This window comes from Neobacillus sp. OS1-32 (assembly GCF_030915425.1).
In the GTDB taxonomy this organism is placed as follows: Bacteria; Bacillota; Bacilli; order Bacillales; family Cytobacillaceae; genus Neobacillus; species Neobacillus paridis.
The window spans coordinates 252,843-273,452 of sequence record NZ_CP133263.1 but is presented as its reverse complement, the minus strand read 5'-3'; the positions used below and the strand labels follow the sequence as shown (position 1 = coordinate 273,452).

Here is a 20,610-nt window from a genome sequence, read left to right as displayed (position 1 = left end):
TGGCCTGTTTTAAGGTCAGCATTTTTATTCAGGCTTCTTGAACTCTACAGATTTTTTTGAATATAGTCGATCATTTTTGGTGTGATATATGGAATGATGAGTGGAAGCATATTTGGCATTAGCGATTCCATCGTTTTTGGCAGGAGATCAGGCATCAATTCCTCCATATCATCCGGCAGCGGCCCGACCCTCCTTGATACTTCCTGCAACATATCAGGCATCACTTTAGGCATCAGATCCGGAACCATTTTGGGCATCAAGGTTGGCATCATTTTTTCCATCATCGCAAGGCCCCCCGGGGTACGCTTCATTGCTTTCATCATGCTTACCATTTTTGAAGGCATGTTATCGAACATCGGCTTGAATAGGGAGGCCATAATATCTGCCAGTACTTCCGGCTTCATGAGCATGATGAATTTTTCAAAGTATCCCCACATTTCCATTGAGTATTCGGTTTTATCTTCTATATCATAGCCAAGTCCCTCCATGGCAATGCGGGCCAAATCTGTTACCTTTAAATTAAATTGGTTCTTAATATTGGAATCCCTTAACTGGACTTGACAGCATGGGCACAGGGCAACGACAGTATCTGCCTTTACATCGATTGCTTCCTGTAGTCGATTTCCACCCAACTTGGGGGCAACAGGGGTTTCGCCGACAAGAGTCAGGACCGACCCGCAGCATAGTCCTTCTTCCCGGTTATGTTCCATCTCAACAAATTCAACTCCCGGGATGGCTTTTAACATGTCCCGCGGCTGTTCATAAATTCCCTGTGCTCTGCCTATATGACAGGAATCATGGAAAGTGACCCGTTGATGCACTTCATGATCAAATGTAAGATTTCCTTCTTTTATCGCCTCTGAAACAATTTCTGAATAATGCTTGACCTCAAAATCATAGTCTATTCCCTTTTCCTTAGCCAGTTCGGCATATAGTTCCTTCCAAACTAAAGCACAGGCAGGGCAGGATGTAACAATCGTTTTTGCCCCCCGTTTTCGAGCTTCGGAAACATTGTGCTCAAAAATCTCCTCGAAGACATCCCATTTTCCCGCAACTTTCATTGGAATGCCACAACAGGCTTCGTCGGTCCCCATATAGGTAAACTCAATTCCCGCTTTATCCAACAGTCGAACCGTTGCTTGGGCAACGTCTGTATTGACAAATGAAGCCGTACAGCCAGCGAAATACAGAACATCACTTTTCTCCTTTATTTTTGGTTTTATCTCTTCAGGAACCCAATTGGCCCGTTTTTCCTTTTTGCCTGCCCAAATGTTGCGTTCTCCCCGGACTGATGCAGCCATCATCTCAAACGGAGGGAATGTCATCCGTTTTTCTTCATGAATCAGAGTCCCCCTCATTTCCATCCAATTATGTTCAACCGGCATATCCAACTGGCAGCGGATGTTGCACGCTTCACAAGTGGTACAAAGCAAGAAATTGTTAACCGTTTCGGGATTAAATTTTTCTCTTCCAGCTATAACTTCCCGAATATAATGGTATTTGCCTCTTGGTGATTGAGATTCCCAGCCCCTGCCTGAAAACTGCTCACATGTGGATACACAGTAACCACAGCGGGCACATGCGGTTGCATAGTAAGCAACATCAGCAGGAATGCCCTTTTTCTTTCCCTGTCGTACAGCTTCCCCGAACGGAGCGGTTGCAGCATTGGCAAAGGGTCTGATTATTGGTTCTAGCGTTGCCGCCGTTCCCATAATCGTATCAATTACTCCCCGCCCCAATACCTTATTCGGATTCATGATGCCATCCGGGTCCATTCTTTCTTTAAAATTCTTCACCTTTTCATAACGTTCAGTACCAAGTACATTCTTCGCTTCACGGCGGAAATACAAGCCAGTTGAATAGGAAGATCCCCCGTGCTTTTTGGCGATTTCAATAACGGACAAGGATAAGGCAAAAGCCATATTAAAGCCAAATGTCCGTTCATCATGGGGAATGAACCCGAGCAACACGACTTTATCTCCTTTTACGGCCATGCCCTCGAGAACAAGGGGATGTTTTATTTTTTCATCGATTTCATTTAAGACCTTACTTAACCTTGCCAACGGAACCACAACCTCCGTCGGGATTAAAGAAGGCCCGACCCGTTTAAAACGCATCGGTTTGAACCTTTCCTGCCACTCGTGCTCTGCTGCCTCTTCAGACAGCTCAACACCACTATGTTCTTGAATCATTTGTTCCAGCCCAGGATCAATATCCTTCCTCCTTGAAGCAGGATAGGCCAATAAAAGGACATATGTTTCAGGGAGTTCAGGTTCCCTTCGGCGATTTCTCTCTTCATAAGGATGGCCTTTCCGTATCGGAATCTGTTTTTTCAGCCTCATTGCTTGAGGATTTTGCAAGGTGATCGACCAAATTGGCAAATCCGCCTTACGGACAGCCTCTAACACATTCTCCACTTTTTGGCTGTCTGTAAAAGAAACTAAGCGGTGGATTTCAGGCTCCAATTTTCTGACTTTAAACGTGATTCTGGTAATAATTCCGGTAATTCCCTCTAAGTCTGCGATATAAAGGAGAAGTTCTTCTTTTGAAACGGTTTTTAATTCTCCGTCCGGAAAAATAACCGTTGCTTCTGAAACATTTTCCTTAAAGAGTCCGTATTCATAGCCGCCAAATCCGGTTCCCCCTTGAGCAAGCAAACCTCCTACAGTGGAAGAGGGCAGGGAAGTCGGATAAAGAATTAAGTCCAATCCAGCTCTGTGGAGTTTGGTTTGCAATGCTTCCCAAATAATACCAGGTTCTACCGTTACAAGAAGATTCTCCTTGTCTATCGCAATCACTTTGTTCATTCCTGAAAGATCAACAACAATAGCTCCATTATCCGGAAGTACACCCCCAAATCCGGAAGTAGACATTCCCCTCGGAACAAGTTTCAAGCCTTCTTCCTTAGCTAGTTTTACAAGCCGAAAAATTTCCTCTTCTGTTTTTGGCCGGACAACCCCGCTTGGAATTCCTACCGGAAGAAAGGGTTTCACCAAACCAGGGAGAGCCCCTACATCATAGGAATACATTTTACATTCAATCCGGTCCATTCTGACTCTGTCCCCAAAAATAGATTTTAATCTTTCCTCAAGGTTAAGCTTTTCAGCAACTGCCGTCATCATCATTCCCTTCAATCTGTTTGCTAATCCAATGTATCCTACTTGCTAAAACAGCGGCTGTTTGTCCTTACTGAACGGCTCATAGACAGTTTCCTTTGTTCACATTCAATTCAGTCAATTGTATACGCTTTCAAGAATGTCACCCATCTTAACCTTCCAAACACGTTTTTCTTTTTTCGTACCACCTTCTCCAATAGTTGAAAAATACAGATTTTTTCTTATCTATATTTTTATTATAAAGAAGTTCTCATCCTATAATTAGGAACAATTTGTGAAGATTAAAAAATAATATAGCCCCGAACACTTTAGTTCGGGGCCAAATCTAACAATTCTATTTCTCATCGCTCACGCGTTGGATCTTAATATCCTTAAGCAATTGTCTCACAACATAGCTGGCCATAATCAATCCGCATGTTGATGGGACAAAAGCATTCGATGATGGCGGCATTTTTGCTTTTCTAATCTCCGCAGCATCGTTACCGACAACCTTGCGGACATCCTCACGAATGACAATCGGACTTTCATCGGAAAAAACAACCGGAATCCCCTTTCGAATCCCCTCTTTGCGAAGCTTTGTCCGGATAACCTTGGCAATCGGATCTGTGTGGGTTTTTGAAATATCGGCAATTTGAAAACGTGTCGGATCCATTTTGTTAGCCGCTCCCATGCTGGAAATCATCGGGATCCCTCGTTTTAAACATTCCTTCATCAAATGAATTTTATAGACGATCGTATCGGAAGCATCGACAACAAAATCCAGATGGTGGCTGAATATTTCTTCATATGTTTCTTCCGTATAAAACATTTTTAGTGAAATAACTTCACAATCAGGATTAATATCTCGAATCCGTTCTTCCATAATTTCAACCTTTGGCCGGCCAACTGTAGAAAGCAATGCTACCAACTGGCGATTAACGTTGGTAATATCAACATCATCCTTATCGATCAGCACTAAGCGGCCGACACCAGAACGGGCAAGGGCTTCCGCGGCAAACGAGCCGACACCGCCAATTCCGAGAACGGCAACCGTGCTATTTTTCATGATATCAAGGCCTTCTTTTCCAATCGCAAGCTCGTTACGAGAAAATTGATGCAGCATGATGTTCACTCCAAATTAAGTCAGTGTTATTTTATTTTTTACTTTAAAAAATATAACATACCATCCGATAAAAGCAAGTATTTATATAGGAATTATACAAATAAATACAATAAAAAACCTCCTGAAACGCTGCAGGAGGTGAAAATTCAAATAAAAAAGAGTCCCAATAATGCCGTCGCTTTTGATCCCTTGTTTTGATCCCGCTCTCAGCAGGTGGGTATCCTATTTCCGATATTGCAAGTCCCCAGATCAAGAATCAGGGCATGTGCGCAATCAGAAAACTCCGGATTCCCAATAAATCTATGTTCGGTCAAAACTTCAGGTAACACAACGAACATTTCAGGACTCTCTTTGACTGATTTCATCTTAGCATATTTTGGTGCCGCCTTCAAGATTTCCTGAAAGCGAATTCTTGTTATTTCTTAACATTTAGTGACAAACTTAATTCCTCTAATTGAGCCTCAGAAACATCACTTGGCGCTTCTGTTAACAAGCAGCTGGCGCTGGCAGTTTTCGGAAAAGCAATCGTTTCTCTTAAATTAGAACTTCCGGCCAGCAGCATAACCAAACGGTCTAATCCCATTGCAATCCCACCATGTGGAGGCGTTCCATATTCGAAGGCATTCATCAGGAAGCCAAACTGGGCTTGTGCTTGTTCCGGTGTAAAGCCCAGAACTTTAAACATCTTCTCCTGAATCGGGCGCTCAAAAATTCTCAAGGAACCGCCGCCTAGCTCATAACCGTTCAACACAATATCATAGGCTTGTGCATGGACTTTGGAAGGATCTGTATCAAGATACTTTAAATCTTCGCGAACAGGCATGGTAAAAGGATGGTGAGCCGCGTAATACCGGCCCTCCTCCTCATCATATTCCAACAGCGGCCAGTCTGTTATCCATAAGAAATTGAACCTGCTTTGATCAATTAAGTCCAGCTCTTTCCCAAGCTTAAGTCTCAACGCACCTAATGCATCGGCTACAACGCTCTTTTTATCCGCAACAAATAGGAGTAAATCACCTTCAACAGCCTCCAAGGTTGCTTTGAGAGCCGCCGCTTCGTCATCGGAGAAGAACTTGGCGATCGGACCCTTAAGCCCATCTGACTCTACTTTTAACCAGGCAAGACCTTTAGCGCCATAGCGGGCAACAAACTCTGTCAGGGCATCAATATCTTTCCGGGAGTATTTAGCAGCAGCCCCCTTAACATTGATTGCTTTTACTTGACCTCCACCAGCAACAGTAGAAGCAAATACCTTAAACCCTGAATCCTTGACGATTTCAGAAACATTTACAAGTTCAAGACCAAAACGGGTATCCGGTTTATCGGAACCGTATCGGTTCATTGCCTCTTCATAAGCCATTCTTGGAAAAGGAACGGATATTTCAATTCCCTTTACTTCCTTCATGAGCGTTGACATCATTCTTTCGATTAGCGCTAAAATATCATCTTGGCTTAAAAAACTTGTTTCAATATCAATTTGCGTAAATTCCGGCTGGCGGTCAGCGCGCAAGTCCTCGTCCCGGAAGCAGCGGGCAATTTGGTAATAGCGTTCAATGCCGCCGACCATCAGCAGCTGTTTAAAAAGCTGCGGCGATTGTGGCAGGGCATAGAACTCACCAGGATGTACACGGCTTGGGACTAAATAGTCGCGTGCTCCCTCAGGAGTACTTTTTGTCAAAATTGGCGTTTCAACATCCAAAAAACCTTCAGAATCTAGAAAATTTCTAATTGTTTTTGTCACTTGATGGCGCATTTTTAACGTTTCAAACATGACCGGACGGCGAAAATCCAAATAGCGGTATTTTAACCGTACATCTTCAGAAGCATCGGTTTTATCAGTAATCATAAAGGGCGGTGTTTTTGCCTCATTTAACACGGTTACCGTTTCTGCCTGAATTTCAATTTTACCTGTTTTCAAGTTTTCATTAACAGTCTCCGGCTCGCGGGCAACGACTGTTCCAACCACATCGAGTACGTATTCATTACGGATGGTTTCGGCAACCGCAAGCGCCTCCTGAGAGACGTCCGGGTTAAAGACAATTTGGACAATACCTGAACGGTCACGTAAATCGACAAAGATTAAACCGCCAAGGTCACGTCTTCTTTGCACCCAGCCTTTTAAAGTTACCTTTTCACCTACTGCTGTCTCAGGCACTTCACCACAAAAATACGTCCTGCCAAACATCATGTTAAATCCCCCTATTATTGTAACTTTTGAAAATAGGCAACGAAAGAATCGAGTGCTACTTCAACTTGTTCACCAGTTGCCATGTTTTTCACATGAATGACATTATTTTTTAGTTCATCATCACCAAGTATGGCTACATATCTCGCATGTAAGCGGTCGGCGGCTTTAAATTGGGCTTTAATTTTTCGGTTAAGATAATCTCTTTCCGCGGAAAACCCAGCCAAGCGCAGCTGCTGCAGAAGACCTACGGAATAGTCCTTAGCCTCTTCTCCAAGAACCGCCAAGTAGCAATCAATGCCTTCGTTCACCGCCGTTTCAATTCCTTCGGCCTTAAGGGCAGCAATAAATCGTTCAATACTTAAGGCAAATCCGATCCCCGGCGTTTCCGGGCCGCCAATCTCCTCTGCCAGGCCGTTATAGCGGCCGCCGCCGCAAAGTGTGGTGATGGCACCAAATCCTTCGGCATCACTCATGATTTCAAATGCCGTATGATTATAATAGTCCAAGCCACGGACCAGGTTAGGATCAACCTCAAATGAAATATGAAGCAAGCCTAAATACTTTTGAACTTTTTCAAAATAAGCCTTCGATTCCTCATTCAAATAATCAATAATCGATGGCGCTGTTTTCATTAATTCGTGGTCGCGATCCTGCTTACAATCAAGAATGCGGAGCGGATTTCTTTTCAGACGGTTTTGACAGTCTGAGCAAAATTCGCCGATTCTCGGTTGGAAGTGTTGGATCAGAGCCTCACGGTGTGCAAGGCGGGATTCCTTATCACCCAAGCTATTAATAATCAGTTTCAGCTTTTTCAATCCCATTTCCTTGTATAAATTCATCGCCAGGGAAATAACCTCTGCATCAATTGCCGGGTCATTGCTTCCAAGTGCCTCCACCCCGAACTGGACAAATTGACGGAAGCGTCCTGATTGCGGCCGTTCGTAGCGAAACATCGGTCCCATGTAATAAAGCTTGACCGGCTGTTTGGCAAGACCAAACATTTTTTTCTCGACAAACGCCCGGACCACAGAGGCAGTTCCCTCAGGTCTAAGTGTCATACTGCGCCCGCCGCGATCTTCAAAGGTGTACATTTCTTTTTGGACGATATCTGTTGTATCGCCGACTCCCCTTGAAAAAAGTTCCGTATGTTCAAAAATCGGGGTACGAATTTCTTGATATTGATATTTCTCACAAAGCTCTCTAGCTTTTTGCTCAATTTGCTGCCAAAGCTCGACATCACCTGGCAAAATATCCTGTGTTCCCCTGGGAATACTGATAGACATGGCAGATCCTCCTTTGTAAATATGGTTTTATGTATATTCAAGACTTGGTTAAAATAAAAAAACTTCCATCCCTTGCAATTAATACAAGGGACGGAAGTTATTCCGCGGTGCCACCCTAGTTGAAAAGCAGTTTTACTTGATTGCTTTTCCTCTCATACAGTTAACGCCTGCTGCGTTCATCTCCTACTAAAGTAAGTTCTTTTTCAGAGCGAATCCTACGGAGTGTTCTTTCATTAAGATTCATGCAAAAATGCTTTCAGCCAGGGCATTTTTTCTCTTTTCATGAATATTGCCTTAACTACTATGCTCCATCATTGGATATGTCGAATTTTTAGTTTATTTTATTATAATACGAAGCAATAGTAGTAATGTCAAGTAAAGTTTATGCCCGTTCTAAATGTTTTTTTAAGTTTTTGACATCCCGCATCGTCAGCCCAAATTCTGATGCCAGCTCAACCGGGGTGGAATGCTGCTCCTTCTGCAGAAAGTCATGAAAATCTACCCCAAACAGGCGGCTATCCATCGATTGGATCTTCATCCCCTTTTCACTCGCACGCAAATTCATCCCTCCTCATGATAGCTATCTTTACTGCTATTATCTCCAATAGCCGTAAAAATATTTCATGATGGACAGGATTTTACCTAAAACTGGAAGTTGAATAGAGGCTAGTAAGTTACACAGCCATAATATTAAAAGAGGCTGACCTAGCAGCCTCTTACTTTTTACTTTCAACTATTAATGTGACCGGACCGTCGTTTGTTAATTGGACATCCATCATCGCACCGAAGACACCAGTCTCTACTGTGACACCCTTTTCGCGTAACAAACGGTTAAAAGTATCATATAGCTTAACAGCATGATCCGGTCTTGCCGCATCTATAAAACTGGGTCTCCTGCCTTTGCTGCTATCCCCATATAAAGTAAACTGGGAAACCGAAAGAATTTCCCCGCCGACATCAAGCAGCGATAAATTCATCTTTTCATTTTCATCTTCAAAAATTCTTAAATTTACAATTTTATCAGCTAAATAGGCGGCATCTTCTTCGGTATCATCGTGGGTGACACCGACAAGCAGGACAAGTCCTTTCGTGATTTGCCCCGTCACCTCACCGTTAACCGTTACTTTTGCCTCTTTGCTGCGTTGAAGTACTACTCGCATGTCAAAATCTCCTTAGTTCATCATTCGCCGGACTGAATATATATCCGGGATTTGTTTGATTCGATCCACTACCTTTTGCAAATGACTGACATTATGAATGGCAATTGACATGATAATCGTAGCCATTTTGTTACGGTCTATCTTTCCGGTTACTGCCGAAATATTCGTCTTGGTTTCATTAACTGCCTGTAGGACTTCATTCAACAGACCACTGCGATCGAAGCCGTTAATTTCAATGTCGACATTATATTCCTTGCGGTCATTTAAAGACGATTCCCACTCAACCTCGATTAAACGCGATTGGGCGTCATTAGAGTCAATATTGGTACAATCCGCGCGATGAACCGAGACTCCGCGTCCTTTTGTGATATAACCGACAATTTCGTCTCCTGGTACGGGATTGCAGCATTTCGACAGGCGAATTAATAAATTATCAATTCCTTGAACTCGAACACCAGACTCCCGTTTTTTCGTTGTCGGGTATGACTTCAAATCGGCTACAGCATTTATAATACTTGCCGACTGCTCCTTATCGCGCTTTTTGCGCCATTTTTCCGTCAGCCGATTGGCCACTTGCAAAGCAGTGACACCATTATAACCCACCGCGGCAAACATATCCTCCTCATTGGTAAAATTAAACTTCTCAGCAACCTTTTTCAGATTGTCTGCCGTCAGAATTTCTTTCGTGTCAAACTCCATACTGCGAATTTCGCGTTCAACAAGCTCTTTTCCTTTAATAACATTTTCTTCGCGGCGCTGCTTTTTAAAGAAGGCGCGAATTTTATTTTTTGCTTGCGACGTTTGCGCCAGCTTCAACCAGTCCTGGCTCGGACCATAGGAATGCTTGGAGGTAAGAATTTCAACAATATCACCGGTTTTGAGCTTGTAGTCGAGCGTAACCATTTTACCATTTACTTTGGCTCCGATTGTCTTGTTGCCAATTTCCGAGTGAATCCGGTAGGAGAAATCAATCAGGACAGAACCGGCCGGCAATTCAATGACATCCCCTTTAGGGGTAAACACAAACACCATATCCGAGAATAAATCGATTTTTAACGACTCCATAAATTCTTCGGCATTGTTCGTGTCATTCTGAAACTCAAGAATTTCCCTAAACCAGGACAATTTTTGCTCAAAGGTTGAACTGTCATTTACGGTCTTTCCTTCTTTATAGGCCCAATGGGCAGCAATCCCGAATTCAGCGATTCGATGCATTTCAAAGGTACGAATCTGTACCTCCAGCGGGTCTCCTTTAGGACCGATCACAGTCGTGTGCAGCGATTGGTACATATTCGGTTTAGGCATTGCAATATAATCTTTGAAACGGCCGGGCATCGGTTTCCAGCAGGTATGGATAATCCCTAGTACCGCATAGCAGTCTTTAATACTATTTACGACAATTCTTACCGCAAGCAGGTCATATATCTCATTAAATTGCTTGTTTTGCAGCGCCATTTTGCGATAAATGCTGTAAATATGCTTCGGACGGCCGGAAATCTCTGCCTTAATCGAGACATCATTTAAGCGGCTCTTAACTTCTTCTATCACGTCATCAAGGTACTTCTCCCGCTCTTCACGCTTCTTTTTCATTAGATTGACAATCCGATAATATTGCTGCGGATTTAAATAACGTAAAGCGGTATCTTCCAACTCCCATTTTATTTTTGAGATTCCCAGACGATGGGCTAAAGGAGCGAAAATTTCCAAAGTTTCATTGGAAATTCGGCGCTGCTTTTCTACAGGAAGATGTTTAAGTGTCCGCATATTGTGCAAACGGTCCGCAAGTTTAATCAAGATGACCCTGATATCCTGTGCCATGGCGACAAACATTTTCCGATGGTTTTCAGCCTGCTGTTCTTCATGTGATTTATATTTAATTTTTCCTAATTTTGTTACCCCGTCGACAAGCATCGCAACTTCAGCATTGAAATTTTCCTCAATATCCTGTAAGGAAACATTTGTGTCTTCGACAACGTCGTGAAGAAAACCAGCGGCTACCGTTGCCGGATCCATTTCAAGATCTGCCAGAATGCCGGCAACTTGAATTGGATGGATAATATACGGCTCACCTGATTTGCGATATTGTTCACGATGAGCATGTTTCGCATATTCATATGCCTTTTTTACTAAAGCAACATGCTCTTCGTTTAAGTATTCTCTAGTCTTGTCGATGACTTGTTCGGCTGTCAACACTTGATCATTCGCCATAAAATCACCTTTATTTTCATCCCATTATGGCAGCTATTTAAAGCTGCATCGGAAATATTTTATAATTCAAAAGAATAAATTAGAATGATTGTAACTATTATCGAAAAAAAACGCCAAGATGTAAAGTATTTGAGACGTTTTTACCAGAAAAAACGATGGATTTTGTCGATATTTCTGTAACTTTTTGAAAATAAAAGATATAAAGAGAGCACTCCCCTTATGAGTGCCCTCGTTTGATTAGTATTCCATTAATGTTAATATATCATAGCCGTCAAGTTTTTTCCTGCCGTTCAAATAAGTCAGTTCGACTAGGAAAGCGATTCCAGCAACAACACCGCCAAGCTTTTCCACTAATTGAATGGTTGCGTTAATCGTACCGCCGGTAGCTAACAAATCATCGGTAATAAGTACTCGCTGTCCTGGCTTAATTGCGTCTTTATGAATGGTTAGAACATCTTTTCCATATTCAAGACCATAGCTGACTTTAATTGTTTCACGGGGAAGTTTGCCTTCTTTTCTTACCGGTGCGAAACCTACGCCAAGTGCGTATGCGATCGGACAGCCGATGATAAATCCGCGGGCTTCCGGGCCGACAATAAGATCAATTTGTTTATCTTTGGCAAAGTCAACAATTTGATCGGTAGCATATTTATAGGCTTCGCCATTATTCATTAATGGCGTAATATCCTTAAACACGATTCCCTCTTTCGGATAGTCCGGTACGATTGCTACAAATTGTTTTAAATCCATTGTTTAATAGCCTCCTCAATTTCAACTGACTCTTCAATAATATTGGTAAACCATTGTTTTAATTCTTGAAATGATGAAAATAATAAATCCCGTTCAAGTTCTGATTGGGCCTGCTTTTGCTGAAATGTTCTTGAGTCAGTTAAATCGCGCTTCTGTGGTTGTTTATTTAAAGTAATAAATCCATTGTTTATTGTAACAAAATTCAGTTCAGAAAACACCTTTGTCATAAAGTTGATTGTTGACCGAGACCAGCCTCTTAATTTTGCTATGTCATCTCCATAGCGGTTAAGATCAATGGGATTATTTTTTAAAAGAAAGGCATAAAACCATTTAAAATGATCACGGGTTGGTATCGTGCTGAAAAAGTCACTTGAAGCTTTATAGAAATATGCGTATATTCTTGCTGGCTGTTTCCCTTTCAATAATTGAATCAGAATTTCCTTTGAAGGCGGGAAATCGACTAAGGCAATATTGGCATGATAGCCATCAAATGCTTTTGCCGATTCCACATCTTCAATACAAACCGGCTCAATTCCAAGATGCTTGTTTATCTTTTCCGCATGATGCTTGTTGAAAACAATGAGTTTTCGATTTTCCTCCGGTACAGTCACCGGAATACTCCCCAGATGCTTTTGTCCGCGAAAATCGAACAATTGCCATGAGCGAACAGCGATATCTTGGACAAAAATTTGCGGTTTACGTATATTGTTCCATTCATTAATCGATAATTCACCAATTAATGAAATTTTTGCAGCAGGTGAGATTTGATCGACTACCGCTCCAAGACCAAACCCTACTCCATCAAGATGGGCATCATGATCATTAACGGTAATCTTTAAATGATTTTGGTCACTTCCAATTTTTCTGAGGCTAGTAATCCCCACATTATTAATTAACACCTTTGGTTTAGGATTGTCTATTCCGTAGGGAGAGAGTAACCTCATTTCTTCCAGCGATTGTAAATCAATTTCTTTCAAAGGTACTTCATTATCCAAATACGTTACCGGGATAAAATCATCATCAGTGAGTACATCAGCAGCCAACTGATTCAATTTCTGACGCAGTTCCGCCACATCGTCAAGCCTCAAGGTCATCCCGGCTGCCATTGGATGCCCGCCAAAATGAGGTAGAATATCTCGTAAAGTCGATAAATTTTGAAATAGATCAAACCCGGGAATACTTCGTGCTGATCCTTTCGCTAAGCCTTTTTCTTGATCAAAACTGAGGACGATCGCCGGACGATAATATTTTTCCACCAGTTTGGAAGCAACAATGCCAATTACCCCGGCATTCCAGCCTTCTTTCCCAATCACCAGAACCTTATTGCTGTCAATCGGGTAATGGGTTTCAACCTCGGCAATCGCTTCTTCCGTCATCGTATTGACAAGTGCTTGCCGTGATTTATTCAAGGCTTCCATCTCAGCTGCAAGCTCCTCTGCCTCAACAGGGTCCTCAGTTAAGAGAAGTTGAACAGCTAAATCGGCATCCGCCAGCCTTCCAACTGCGTTAATTCGCGGTGCGATTGAAAATCCAATCGTCTCTTCATTAATCGCCAGCGGATCGATCCCCGCAGTTTTAAAAATCGCTCTTAGCCCGATTCTTTCCGTTTCCTTCAATTTCTGCAAACCATTTTTAGCGATTAAGCGATTTTCACCTGTTAAGGAAACCAAGTCAGCAATCGTCCCGATGACGGCAATTTCCAATAAATGCTCAGGAAGGCGTCCATAAAGAGCATGGGCTAATTTAAAGGCTACTCCTACCCCGGCCAACTCGCGAAACGGATAGGTGCTGTCAGCAAGCTTCGGGTGAATGATTGCCAGCGCATGTGGTAATACCGGCCCAGGCTCATGGTGGTCCGTAATGATCAGGTCAATCCCCAACTGCTTGGCCACTTCCGCCTCGTGAACCGCTGCTATGCCAGTGTCAACGGTAATAATCAGTTTAATTCCAAGCTCCGCTGCATGGCGAAAGGCGGGTTCGTTCGGACCATACCCTTCTGAGAAACGATTTGGAATATAGAATTGGACATTGGCCCCTAAATCACGAAGTGTAAGCATTAACACGGAAGTACTGCTGACCCCGTCTGCATCGTAGTCACCAAAAATGAGAATCGGTTCATTCTGATCAATGGCAGCACGAATACGCTTTACAGCTGTCTCCATTCCGTTAAATAAAAATGGATCATAAAACTCTTCTTTTCCAAATAAAAAAAACCGTGCGGAGGAAGCTGTATCAAATCCACGGTTAACTAACAATGTTGCAACAAGAGGGGTGATGTTTAATTCATTGGCAAGCGACTCAGCCAGTTGATGATCGGAATGACGGACAACCCATCTTGTTTTCGGTTTTAACATAATTCCCGTTCACCTCTCAGACTTTCTTATTATACAGGAGCATCGCAGGCCTTTCAATCTTTGAAAAAAATAAAAGCGGAAGCGCATTGGTCATCGCCGTACAAACTGGAGGGGCTTCGACTGAGATAAAGGAAACACGATGAACGAAGTGAATCGATGTTGACTTATCGTAGGGAGGAGACCTGAAGTTTGCTAGGCGATAGGCGCTGGAGCTAGAAAAATAAAACCGCAGAAGAATTTTCCTGCGGTTTTATGTTCAGTTGTCCAGCTCCAGCGCCAAGCCCCTCGAGGGGCTGATCGAGGCGCTTGCGCTTTTCTTAAAGTTAAACTTGCGGCTGATCGGAATATTTTTTCTTTTCCTTTACAGTTTTGATAACGCCCTTCTTTTTCAACTCCCGTGTCTTCATCACATACCATAGCGGACCGGCAATACAGATCGAGGAATAGACCCCAACCATTAAGCCGACGAATAAGGCAATCGAGAAGTTGCGGATTGATTCGCTGCCGAAAATAATCAAAGCAACGACGGTAACTAATACTGTAAAGACAGTATTAATCGAACGGGTTAAAGTTTGACGGGTACCCACATTCAATACTTCGGCGATATCAGCAGCTGTTTTAAGCCGCTTTTTCTTTTGCATATTTTCACGTATACGGTCAAAAGTTACAATTGTATCGTTAATCGAATAACCGACAATCGTTAGCACAGCGGCAATAAAGGTTAAATCCACTTCAAGTCTTGTGATACTGAAGAAAGCCACCATAAAGAAGGCATCATGGAGCAAGGAGGCAATTGCGGCAATTGCCATCGATAACTCAAAGCGGAAGCTGACATAAATGATAATCCCAATCGAGGCAATTAGCAGCGCAATAACTGCATTTTTCGCCAGTTCCTTGCCAACCATTGGAGAAACCGTGCTAACATTTGGCTCATAGCCGAATTCTGCTTTAAAATCAGATTTTATCTTTGCGATTTCATCCTTGGTAATAACTCCAACAAAGCGAGCTGAACCCCTCATTTTATCCGTAGATAGAACAGTATCATCGGCGGTCAAACCATGCTTTGCAAAAGCGCTATCCAGTGTTGCTGTTGTCAAAGGCTTATTGGAATCCACTTGAATCCGCGTTCCGCTTGAAAAGTCGATTGACAAATTCAAACGCATCACAATCAGAACGATTAAGCCAGCCACGAGAAGGACACTTGAAATCGTAAAGAACTTCTTCCGGTGCTTAACGAAATCGAGCTTGTCAAAACGGGTTGGCAGGTCTAATGTATGGACATTTTCCTTAAGATCGTGAATATCAGCCTGCTTAACACCAAACCAGCTTGGCTTCTTTTTAAAGATTCCGCTATGCACCCATAGACCCAAAAATAGCCTCGAACCATAAACGGCGGTTAAGAAACTCATCAGAATACTGATGATTAACATCGTCGCAAACCCTTTAACAGAGCTATTGCCATAGAAGAACAGAACAGCGGCAGTCAGTATCGTTGTCAGGTTCGAGTCAAGAATCGAGGTAAAGGCATTTTTCTCCCCGGCCTGGAAGGCTGACTTGATTGATTTTCCAACTTTAAGTTCTTCCTTTATCCGTTCATAAGTAAGGATATTGGCATCGACAGCCATCCCGACCCCGAGGATGACCGCGGCAATCCCAGGCAACGTCAGCACTCCATTCATCCAGTCAAATATTAATAAAATTAAGTAAATGTAAATGCTCAAACTTACGCAGGCAATGAAACCTGGGAAACGGTAATAAAGCAGCATGAACAAATAAATAATCGCAACCCCGATAAGTCCTGCAAAAATCGTGTCATTTAATGCCTCTTCACCAAATTGAGCACCCACAGAAGAGGAATATACTTCCTTAAGCTTTACTGGTAATGATCCGGCATTTAATAAATCGGCTAGGGATTTAGCTTCTTTGGTGGTAAAGTTCCCGACGATGGAAACGGTATCTTGGTTAAATACTTGATTGACCGTTGGTGCTGATAAATATTTTGATTTTTTCTTAACAGCTTCAGCTTTAAACGAATCTTTACCTTCTTCAAAATCAAGCCAAATAACTAATAGATTCTCTCCATAAGGTCTGCTGGAAATTTCTTTCGTTACTTTGGCAAATTTGTCAGCACTTTTCAATGTTAACGAAACACTTGGCTTTCCTTGTTCATCAAATGTTTGCTTGGCGCCGCCCTGCTTTAGGTCGGAACCATCCATCATCAGCTTGTCATTCACATCTCTAAAGGTTAGATTGGCCTGGGTAGACAAAATTTCACGTGCTTTATTTTGATCCTTTACCCCAGCCAACTGAACGCGGATCCGGTCTTTTCCTTCGATTTGAATACTTGGCTCACTTACCCCAAGGACGTTAATCCGCTTATCGAGCGCCTCAGCTGTACTGGCCAGGACATCCTTGTCAATTTTCTGACCTTTTTTCGCGGGTTGAACCTGATATAAGACTTCAAATCCGCCTTGAAGGTCTAGTCCAAGTTTAATATTGTGTAATATATTCTTTGCTGTTGCTCCCATTGTGCTACCTAAAAGGATAACAAGCAAAAAGAACGCAACAATTCTACTGCGCTTAACCATTATGTAAATTTTCCTCCTTAATGCCTGTCATTGGGCCTAAAAATCATACAAGCATTGATTAACTGTAAAGTGAAGTCACTTTCTACATTATGAAATAAGAAGGAAGGACTGTCAATTTACAATAAATGAAAATATTGATGGAACAGAAACATTATTTTAATAACTCTTTTAATTCATTTTCATCGCGAAATGAAAACTCAGCCGTTTTTAACGACTCTATGGTCGTAAAGCTAATGTAATCACTTACCTTGACAGCGAGTATATCATCAATAATTTCATAAAGATGAATATCCGCCTTTGTTTTTTTCCATTTTTTCTTGGTAAAAAAATCCCAAAGCCCATCCTCTGTTATTGAATCATATCCAAGTAAATGGAATTCTTCTAATTTACTGACTAATGCTGGCTTCACTTCGGTTCGAAAATAATCATAAGCATGGACATTTCCCATCATCACTGCCTCCTCTAAATATATCCGTCCTCAAGTTCAAATGACAACTTGTCATGCTTTGTCCACCTTGAAGCATATAGTTAATTGTATATGAATTCTTCTTGTTTGAGAAGGTGGGAAGCTGAATGTCGAAGTTTTTAAAGGGGACCTTTATCCTTTTGGCAGCGGGCTTTGTTACCAGAGTCCTCGGTTTTATTTATCGAATAGTCCTAGCACGCAGCATCGGTGAAGAAGGTGTTGGCTTATATATGATGGCCTATCCAACCTTTATCCTTGTGGTCACACTGGTGCAGCTGGGTCTGCCTGTTGCTATTTCGAAAAATGTCGCGGAGGCAGAGGCCAGGGGGAACTATGCCGAAATTAAAAAAATCCTTGTCGTGTCCCTCGCTATCACGATTTCCTTATCGATTCTGATTACGCCGGCATTAATTTTACTGGCACCGTTGCTTTCAAATACGCTGTTTACCGATCCAAGAACTCTTTATCCATTACTTGCGATTACACCGGCCATTCCAATTATTGCCGTCTCTTCGGTTTTAAGAGGCTATTTTCAAGGCAGACAGAACATGCAGCCATCCGCCATCTCACAAATATTAGAACAGATTATTAGAATTACCTTGATCGCTGTGATGACTAAGGCATTTCTTCCATACGGAGTTGAATATGCAGCCGCAGCCGCAATGGGTGCCTCTGTTCTAGGGGAATTGGTTTCACTGCTGTATTTGGTAACAACGTTTAAACTAAAAAAACGGTTTAAACTGCGAAAAAACTTTTTAAAATTCATTCAATCCGGTAAAAACACTTTTAAAAATTTAATGGAAATTGCGCTTCCTACGATGGGCAGCCGGATGATTGGATCGGTTTCCTGGTTTTTTGAACCGATTGTTGTCGCCCACAGCTTAGCCCTTGCAGGAGTTCTTGCTGGCGATGCAACAAAACAATACGGTGCCTTAACGGGATATGCGATGCCGCTGTTAATGCTGCCCTCCTTTGTTACCTTTTCGCTGGCAACATCACTAGTTCCGGCAATTAGTGAAGCCAATTCGCGGAGCAATTATAAATTAATTGAATATCGCTTGGAACAGGCGCTGCGGTTTGTTTTTTTATCCGGGGGATTAGCTGTTATTGTTCTTTATGTCCTGGCTGATCCGCTGATGGAGCTCATGTACGGTTCATCAAAAGGTTCCTATTTAGTCCGCCTGATGGCTCCTTTCTTTATCATTTATTATTTTCAAGGTCCATTGCAGGCTGTTCTGCAGGCGCTAAATCTTGCTAGAGCTGCAATGATCAACAGCTTAATTGGTGCAGTTGTAAAAACAGTGGTCATTTTCCTCTTGGCTTCCCAAGCCTCATTCGGAATAACGGGAGCAGCACTGGGGATTATTGTTGGCTTTGTCTTAGTCACGTTTCTCCATTTAGCCACTGTTTTGAAAAAAGTTTCGTTTTCCTTTTTTATCCTTGATTATTTAAAGGGTTTTCTGGTCATGGCTGCAGCAGGTTGGATTGGCAACTGGGTATTTGAGCATATCTTTTTAGATGAATGGTTAGTCATCAGAGTATTCATTTCATTGTTCATCATGACAATTGCCTATGCTGCCTTATTGTTAATGATCGGCCTAATTAAAAAAGATGACTTAAAGAGAATTCCCTGGATCGGTGGATTTTTTGCCAAAAACTAAGGGAGACACGCAGAAAATAGACTGCGTGTCTCATTATTCATTATCCATTAAATCAATAAAAAACTTACCATTTTCATAGCTACAAAAGGAAATTTTTTTAATATCGCGATACCCCATCTTTTTTATTTCCTGACGAAGCCAAAGATTAGTTTTTTTAATTTTACTCAAGCCCTCTTCCATAATCATTCCATCCATGATTAACGGAATCGTAATATCTCCGTTTTTTTGGGGGTTCTTCGGCTTTTTGGGGTCTTCCATCTTTTCAATTACTGACAATTTTCCTGAAGTCTCTAAAATCGCGAATTCGACATCATTGATACTTCTTACGTCTTTCTCGCGCAGCTGCATCATCAAATCATCAAAATTATAGCGATGTTTTCTCATTGCTTGCTCGTCCAGTTTACCGCGGTTAATAATGATCGTCGGCTTGCCATCTACGATATCACGAAATTTCTTGCTTTTTAGCGATATCAAGGCAAGTGTAATTTGAATCAACATTAATAACACCATCGGAATGAGCGTATGGAATAATGGATCCTTCGTATTTTCAATCGCAATCACTGCCATCTCACCAATCATGATAAAGACTACTAAATCGAGGACGCTTAATTCTCCTATTTCCCGCTTTCCCATTAATCTGAATATTAACAGTAAAATGATATATAAAATGAGCGTTCGAAAAATAATATGCAAATAAACTACCATTATCGCCCCTCCTTTATCAAAACGATTCAATTCTTATTGTTGGTCATTTTAGAAGATATCATGATCGGAATAAAATACCATCCTGAACTTGAAGCGTTATAAAATTGTATTCTATTTTCAATCCTCGATGAATATGCTTGTACTAGGAAAAAGTCTGTTTAAGCTTTACAAAATTAAACAGATGGAATACTGATGGCCAAAGGGCTTAAGGGGGAGAGAAAAATCGAGTCAAAAAGCTTTGGTACTGCGGTTTTGTACGGGTTAATCTTTATTTTTGCCTTTGCTGCGATCTGTAGCCTGATCATGTCTTTTATTATGAGGTTTACTTCCGCTGATGAAGCAACACTCCAATACATTGTCACAGCCATTTCATTTATTGCCTTGTTTGGAGGAGGTTTTTTGTCTGGCGGGAAGCGTAAGGAAAAAGGCTGGTTAATTGGTGGTGTAACAGGGCTCATTTACTCAATCATTGTTTTTTTATTTCAATATTTAGGGTACGACCGGCTGTTTGATGCGGAACAATTAATTTATCACACCTGCTATACATTAATTGCCATGATGGGTGGGATTCTTGGGGTCAACGTCGCAACGAATAACTCGAGATCGGCTTAACCTGTTCTTTACCGGAGAGATTTTCGCTGTTCAGTACACTTTATTAGCGAATTGAAGCACTTTATTAGCGAATTGAAAAAAGGAAGCGCGAATGATTTTCGGCTTCCTTTTTCCTGCAAGATTATGCTTGCGCTTCCTTTGCTGCTTCCGTTACTTCACGAATCGCATTGCGATCATATGTAAGACGGCTGCCGTCGCCACATTTAATCACGACTTTACTTTCATCAATTGAATCAATCGTACCATGCAAACCGCCAATGGTGACAATTTTATCACCTTTCTTTAAATCGCTTTGCATTTGCTGCACTGCCTTTTGGCGCTTCTGCTGTGGACGAATTAATAAAAAATAAAATAACACGAACATTAAAATTATTGGTATAAATGTTCCCAATCCACCTGACATCCAATTTCCCTCCT

General features: G+C 41.9%; 15 protein-coding genes, 1 other RNA gene and 1 other annotated feature. Of the genes, 2 read left to right on the top strand and 14 right to left on the bottom strand.

From position 1 onward, the window contains the following. Positions 1-44 precede the first annotated feature (44 nt). The 12 genes from RCG24_RS01395 to RCG24_RS01340 all read right to left on the bottom strand — a co-directional run bounded on the left by RCG24_RS01395 (position 45) and on the right by RCG24_RS01340 (position 17,200). Positions 45-3,125, bottom strand: coding sequence for an FAD-binding and (Fe-S)-binding domain-containing protein (locus RCG24_RS01395; protein ID WP_235887850.1), 3,081 nt, complete (start codon positions 3,123-3,125; stop codon positions 45-47). A 325-nt stretch (positions 3,126-3,450) separates the two neighbouring features. After that, positions 3,451-4,218 (bottom strand): tRNA threonylcarbamoyladenosine dehydratase, encoded by a 768-nt coding sequence (locus RCG24_RS01390; RefSeq protein ID WP_308078134.1) that lies wholly within the window; start codon positions 4,216-4,218, stop codon positions 3,451-3,453. A gap of 156 nt (positions 4,219-4,374) precedes the next feature. After that, positions 4,375-4,567: non-coding RNA, 6S RNA (ssrS, locus tag RCG24_RS01385), on the bottom strand. Between the two features lie 66 nt (positions 4,568-4,633). Continuing rightward, the gene (aspS, locus tag RCG24_RS01380) at positions 4,634-6,403 is read right to left on the bottom strand and encodes an aspartate--tRNA ligase (RefSeq protein ID WP_202652713.1); all 1,770 of its coding nucleotides are present in this window, start codon (positions 6,401-6,403) and stop codon (positions 4,634-4,636) included. A 17-nt stretch (positions 6,404-6,420) separates the two neighbouring features. Further along, positions 6,421-7,689, bottom strand: coding sequence for a histidine--tRNA ligase (gene hisS / locus RCG24_RS01375; RefSeq protein WP_202652368.1), 1,269 nt, complete (start codon positions 7,687-7,689; stop codon positions 6,421-6,423). Between the two features lie 83 nt (positions 7,690-7,772). Next, positions 7,773-8,013, bottom strand: a binding site (T-box leader). A 58-nt stretch (positions 8,014-8,071) separates the two neighbouring features. Continuing rightward, positions 8,072-8,248 carry a hypothetical protein gene (locus RCG24_RS01370; protein ID WP_202652366.1) on the bottom strand — a complete coding sequence of 59 codons (177 nt, stop codon included), beginning with the start codon at positions 8,246-8,248 and terminating at the stop codon, positions 8,072-8,074. A gap of 157 nt (positions 8,249-8,405) precedes the next feature. Beyond that, a complete protein-coding gene (dtd, locus tag RCG24_RS01365; RefSeq protein ID WP_202652364.1) occupies positions 8,406-8,849 on the bottom strand; it encodes a D-aminoacyl-tRNA deacylase in 444 nt (147 codons plus the stop codon). 12 nt (positions 8,850-8,861) lie between these two features. Next, complete coding sequence (locus tag RCG24_RS01360) at positions 8,862-11,057, bottom strand: RelA/SpoT family protein (protein WP_308078133.1); 2,196 nt, start codon at positions 11,055-11,057, stop codon at positions 8,862-8,864. A 237-nt stretch (positions 11,058-11,294) separates the two neighbouring features. Further along, positions 11,295-11,807 (bottom strand): adenine phosphoribosyltransferase, encoded by a 513-nt coding sequence (locus RCG24_RS01355; protein ID WP_202652360.1) that lies wholly within the window; start codon positions 11,805-11,807, stop codon positions 11,295-11,297. Beyond that, on the bottom strand, positions 11,798-14,161 hold the full coding sequence (gene recJ, locus RCG24_RS01350; RefSeq protein ID WP_308078132.1) for a single-stranded-DNA-specific exonuclease RecJ: 2,364 nt from the start codon (positions 14,159-14,161) through the stop codon (positions 11,798-11,800). The genes RCG24_RS01355 and recJ overlap by 10 nt, the downstream gene beginning before the upstream one ends. Before the next feature lie 323 nt (positions 14,162-14,484). Further along, entirely contained in the window at positions 14,485-16,749 is a 2,265-nt protein-coding gene (gene secDF, locus RCG24_RS01345) for a protein translocase subunit SecDF (RefSeq protein ID WP_202652357.1), read from the bottom strand. Positions 16,750-16,900: 151 nt separating this feature from the next. Further along, the gene (locus RCG24_RS01340; protein ID WP_306792899.1) at positions 16,901-17,200 is read right to left on the bottom strand and encodes a post-transcriptional regulator; all 300 of its coding nucleotides are present in this window, start codon (positions 17,198-17,200) and stop codon (positions 16,901-16,903) included. Positions 17,201-17,322: 122 nt separating this feature from the next. On the opposite strand from RCG24_RS01340, the gene spoVB reads away from it, so the two are divergent. Then, complete coding sequence (spoVB, locus tag RCG24_RS01335; protein ID WP_308078131.1) at positions 17,323-18,876, top strand: stage V sporulation protein B; 1,554 nt, start codon at positions 17,323-17,325, stop codon at positions 18,874-18,876. A 33-nt stretch (positions 18,877-18,909) separates the two neighbouring features. Here the strand turns inward: spoVB and RCG24_RS01330 are convergent, their stop codons facing one another. Beyond that, a complete protein-coding gene (locus RCG24_RS01330; RefSeq protein ID WP_202652353.1) occupies positions 18,910-19,581 on the bottom strand; it encodes a DUF421 domain-containing protein in 672 nt (223 codons plus the stop codon). A gap of 192 nt (positions 19,582-19,773) precedes the next feature. Between RCG24_RS01330 and RCG24_RS01325 the strand changes: the two genes are divergently transcribed. After that, positions 19,774-20,193, top strand: a complete 420-nt coding sequence (locus RCG24_RS01325; RefSeq protein ID WP_202652351.1) for a TIGR04086 family membrane protein — start codon at positions 19,774-19,776, stop codon at positions 20,191-20,193. Between the two features lie 121 nt (positions 20,194-20,314). Here the strand turns inward: RCG24_RS01325 and yajC are convergent, their stop codons facing one another. Further along, complete coding sequence (yajC, locus tag RCG24_RS01320; RefSeq protein WP_202652349.1) at positions 20,315-20,596, bottom strand: preprotein translocase subunit YajC; 282 nt, start codon at positions 20,594-20,596, stop codon at positions 20,315-20,317. Positions 20,597-20,610 lie beyond the last annotated feature (14 nt).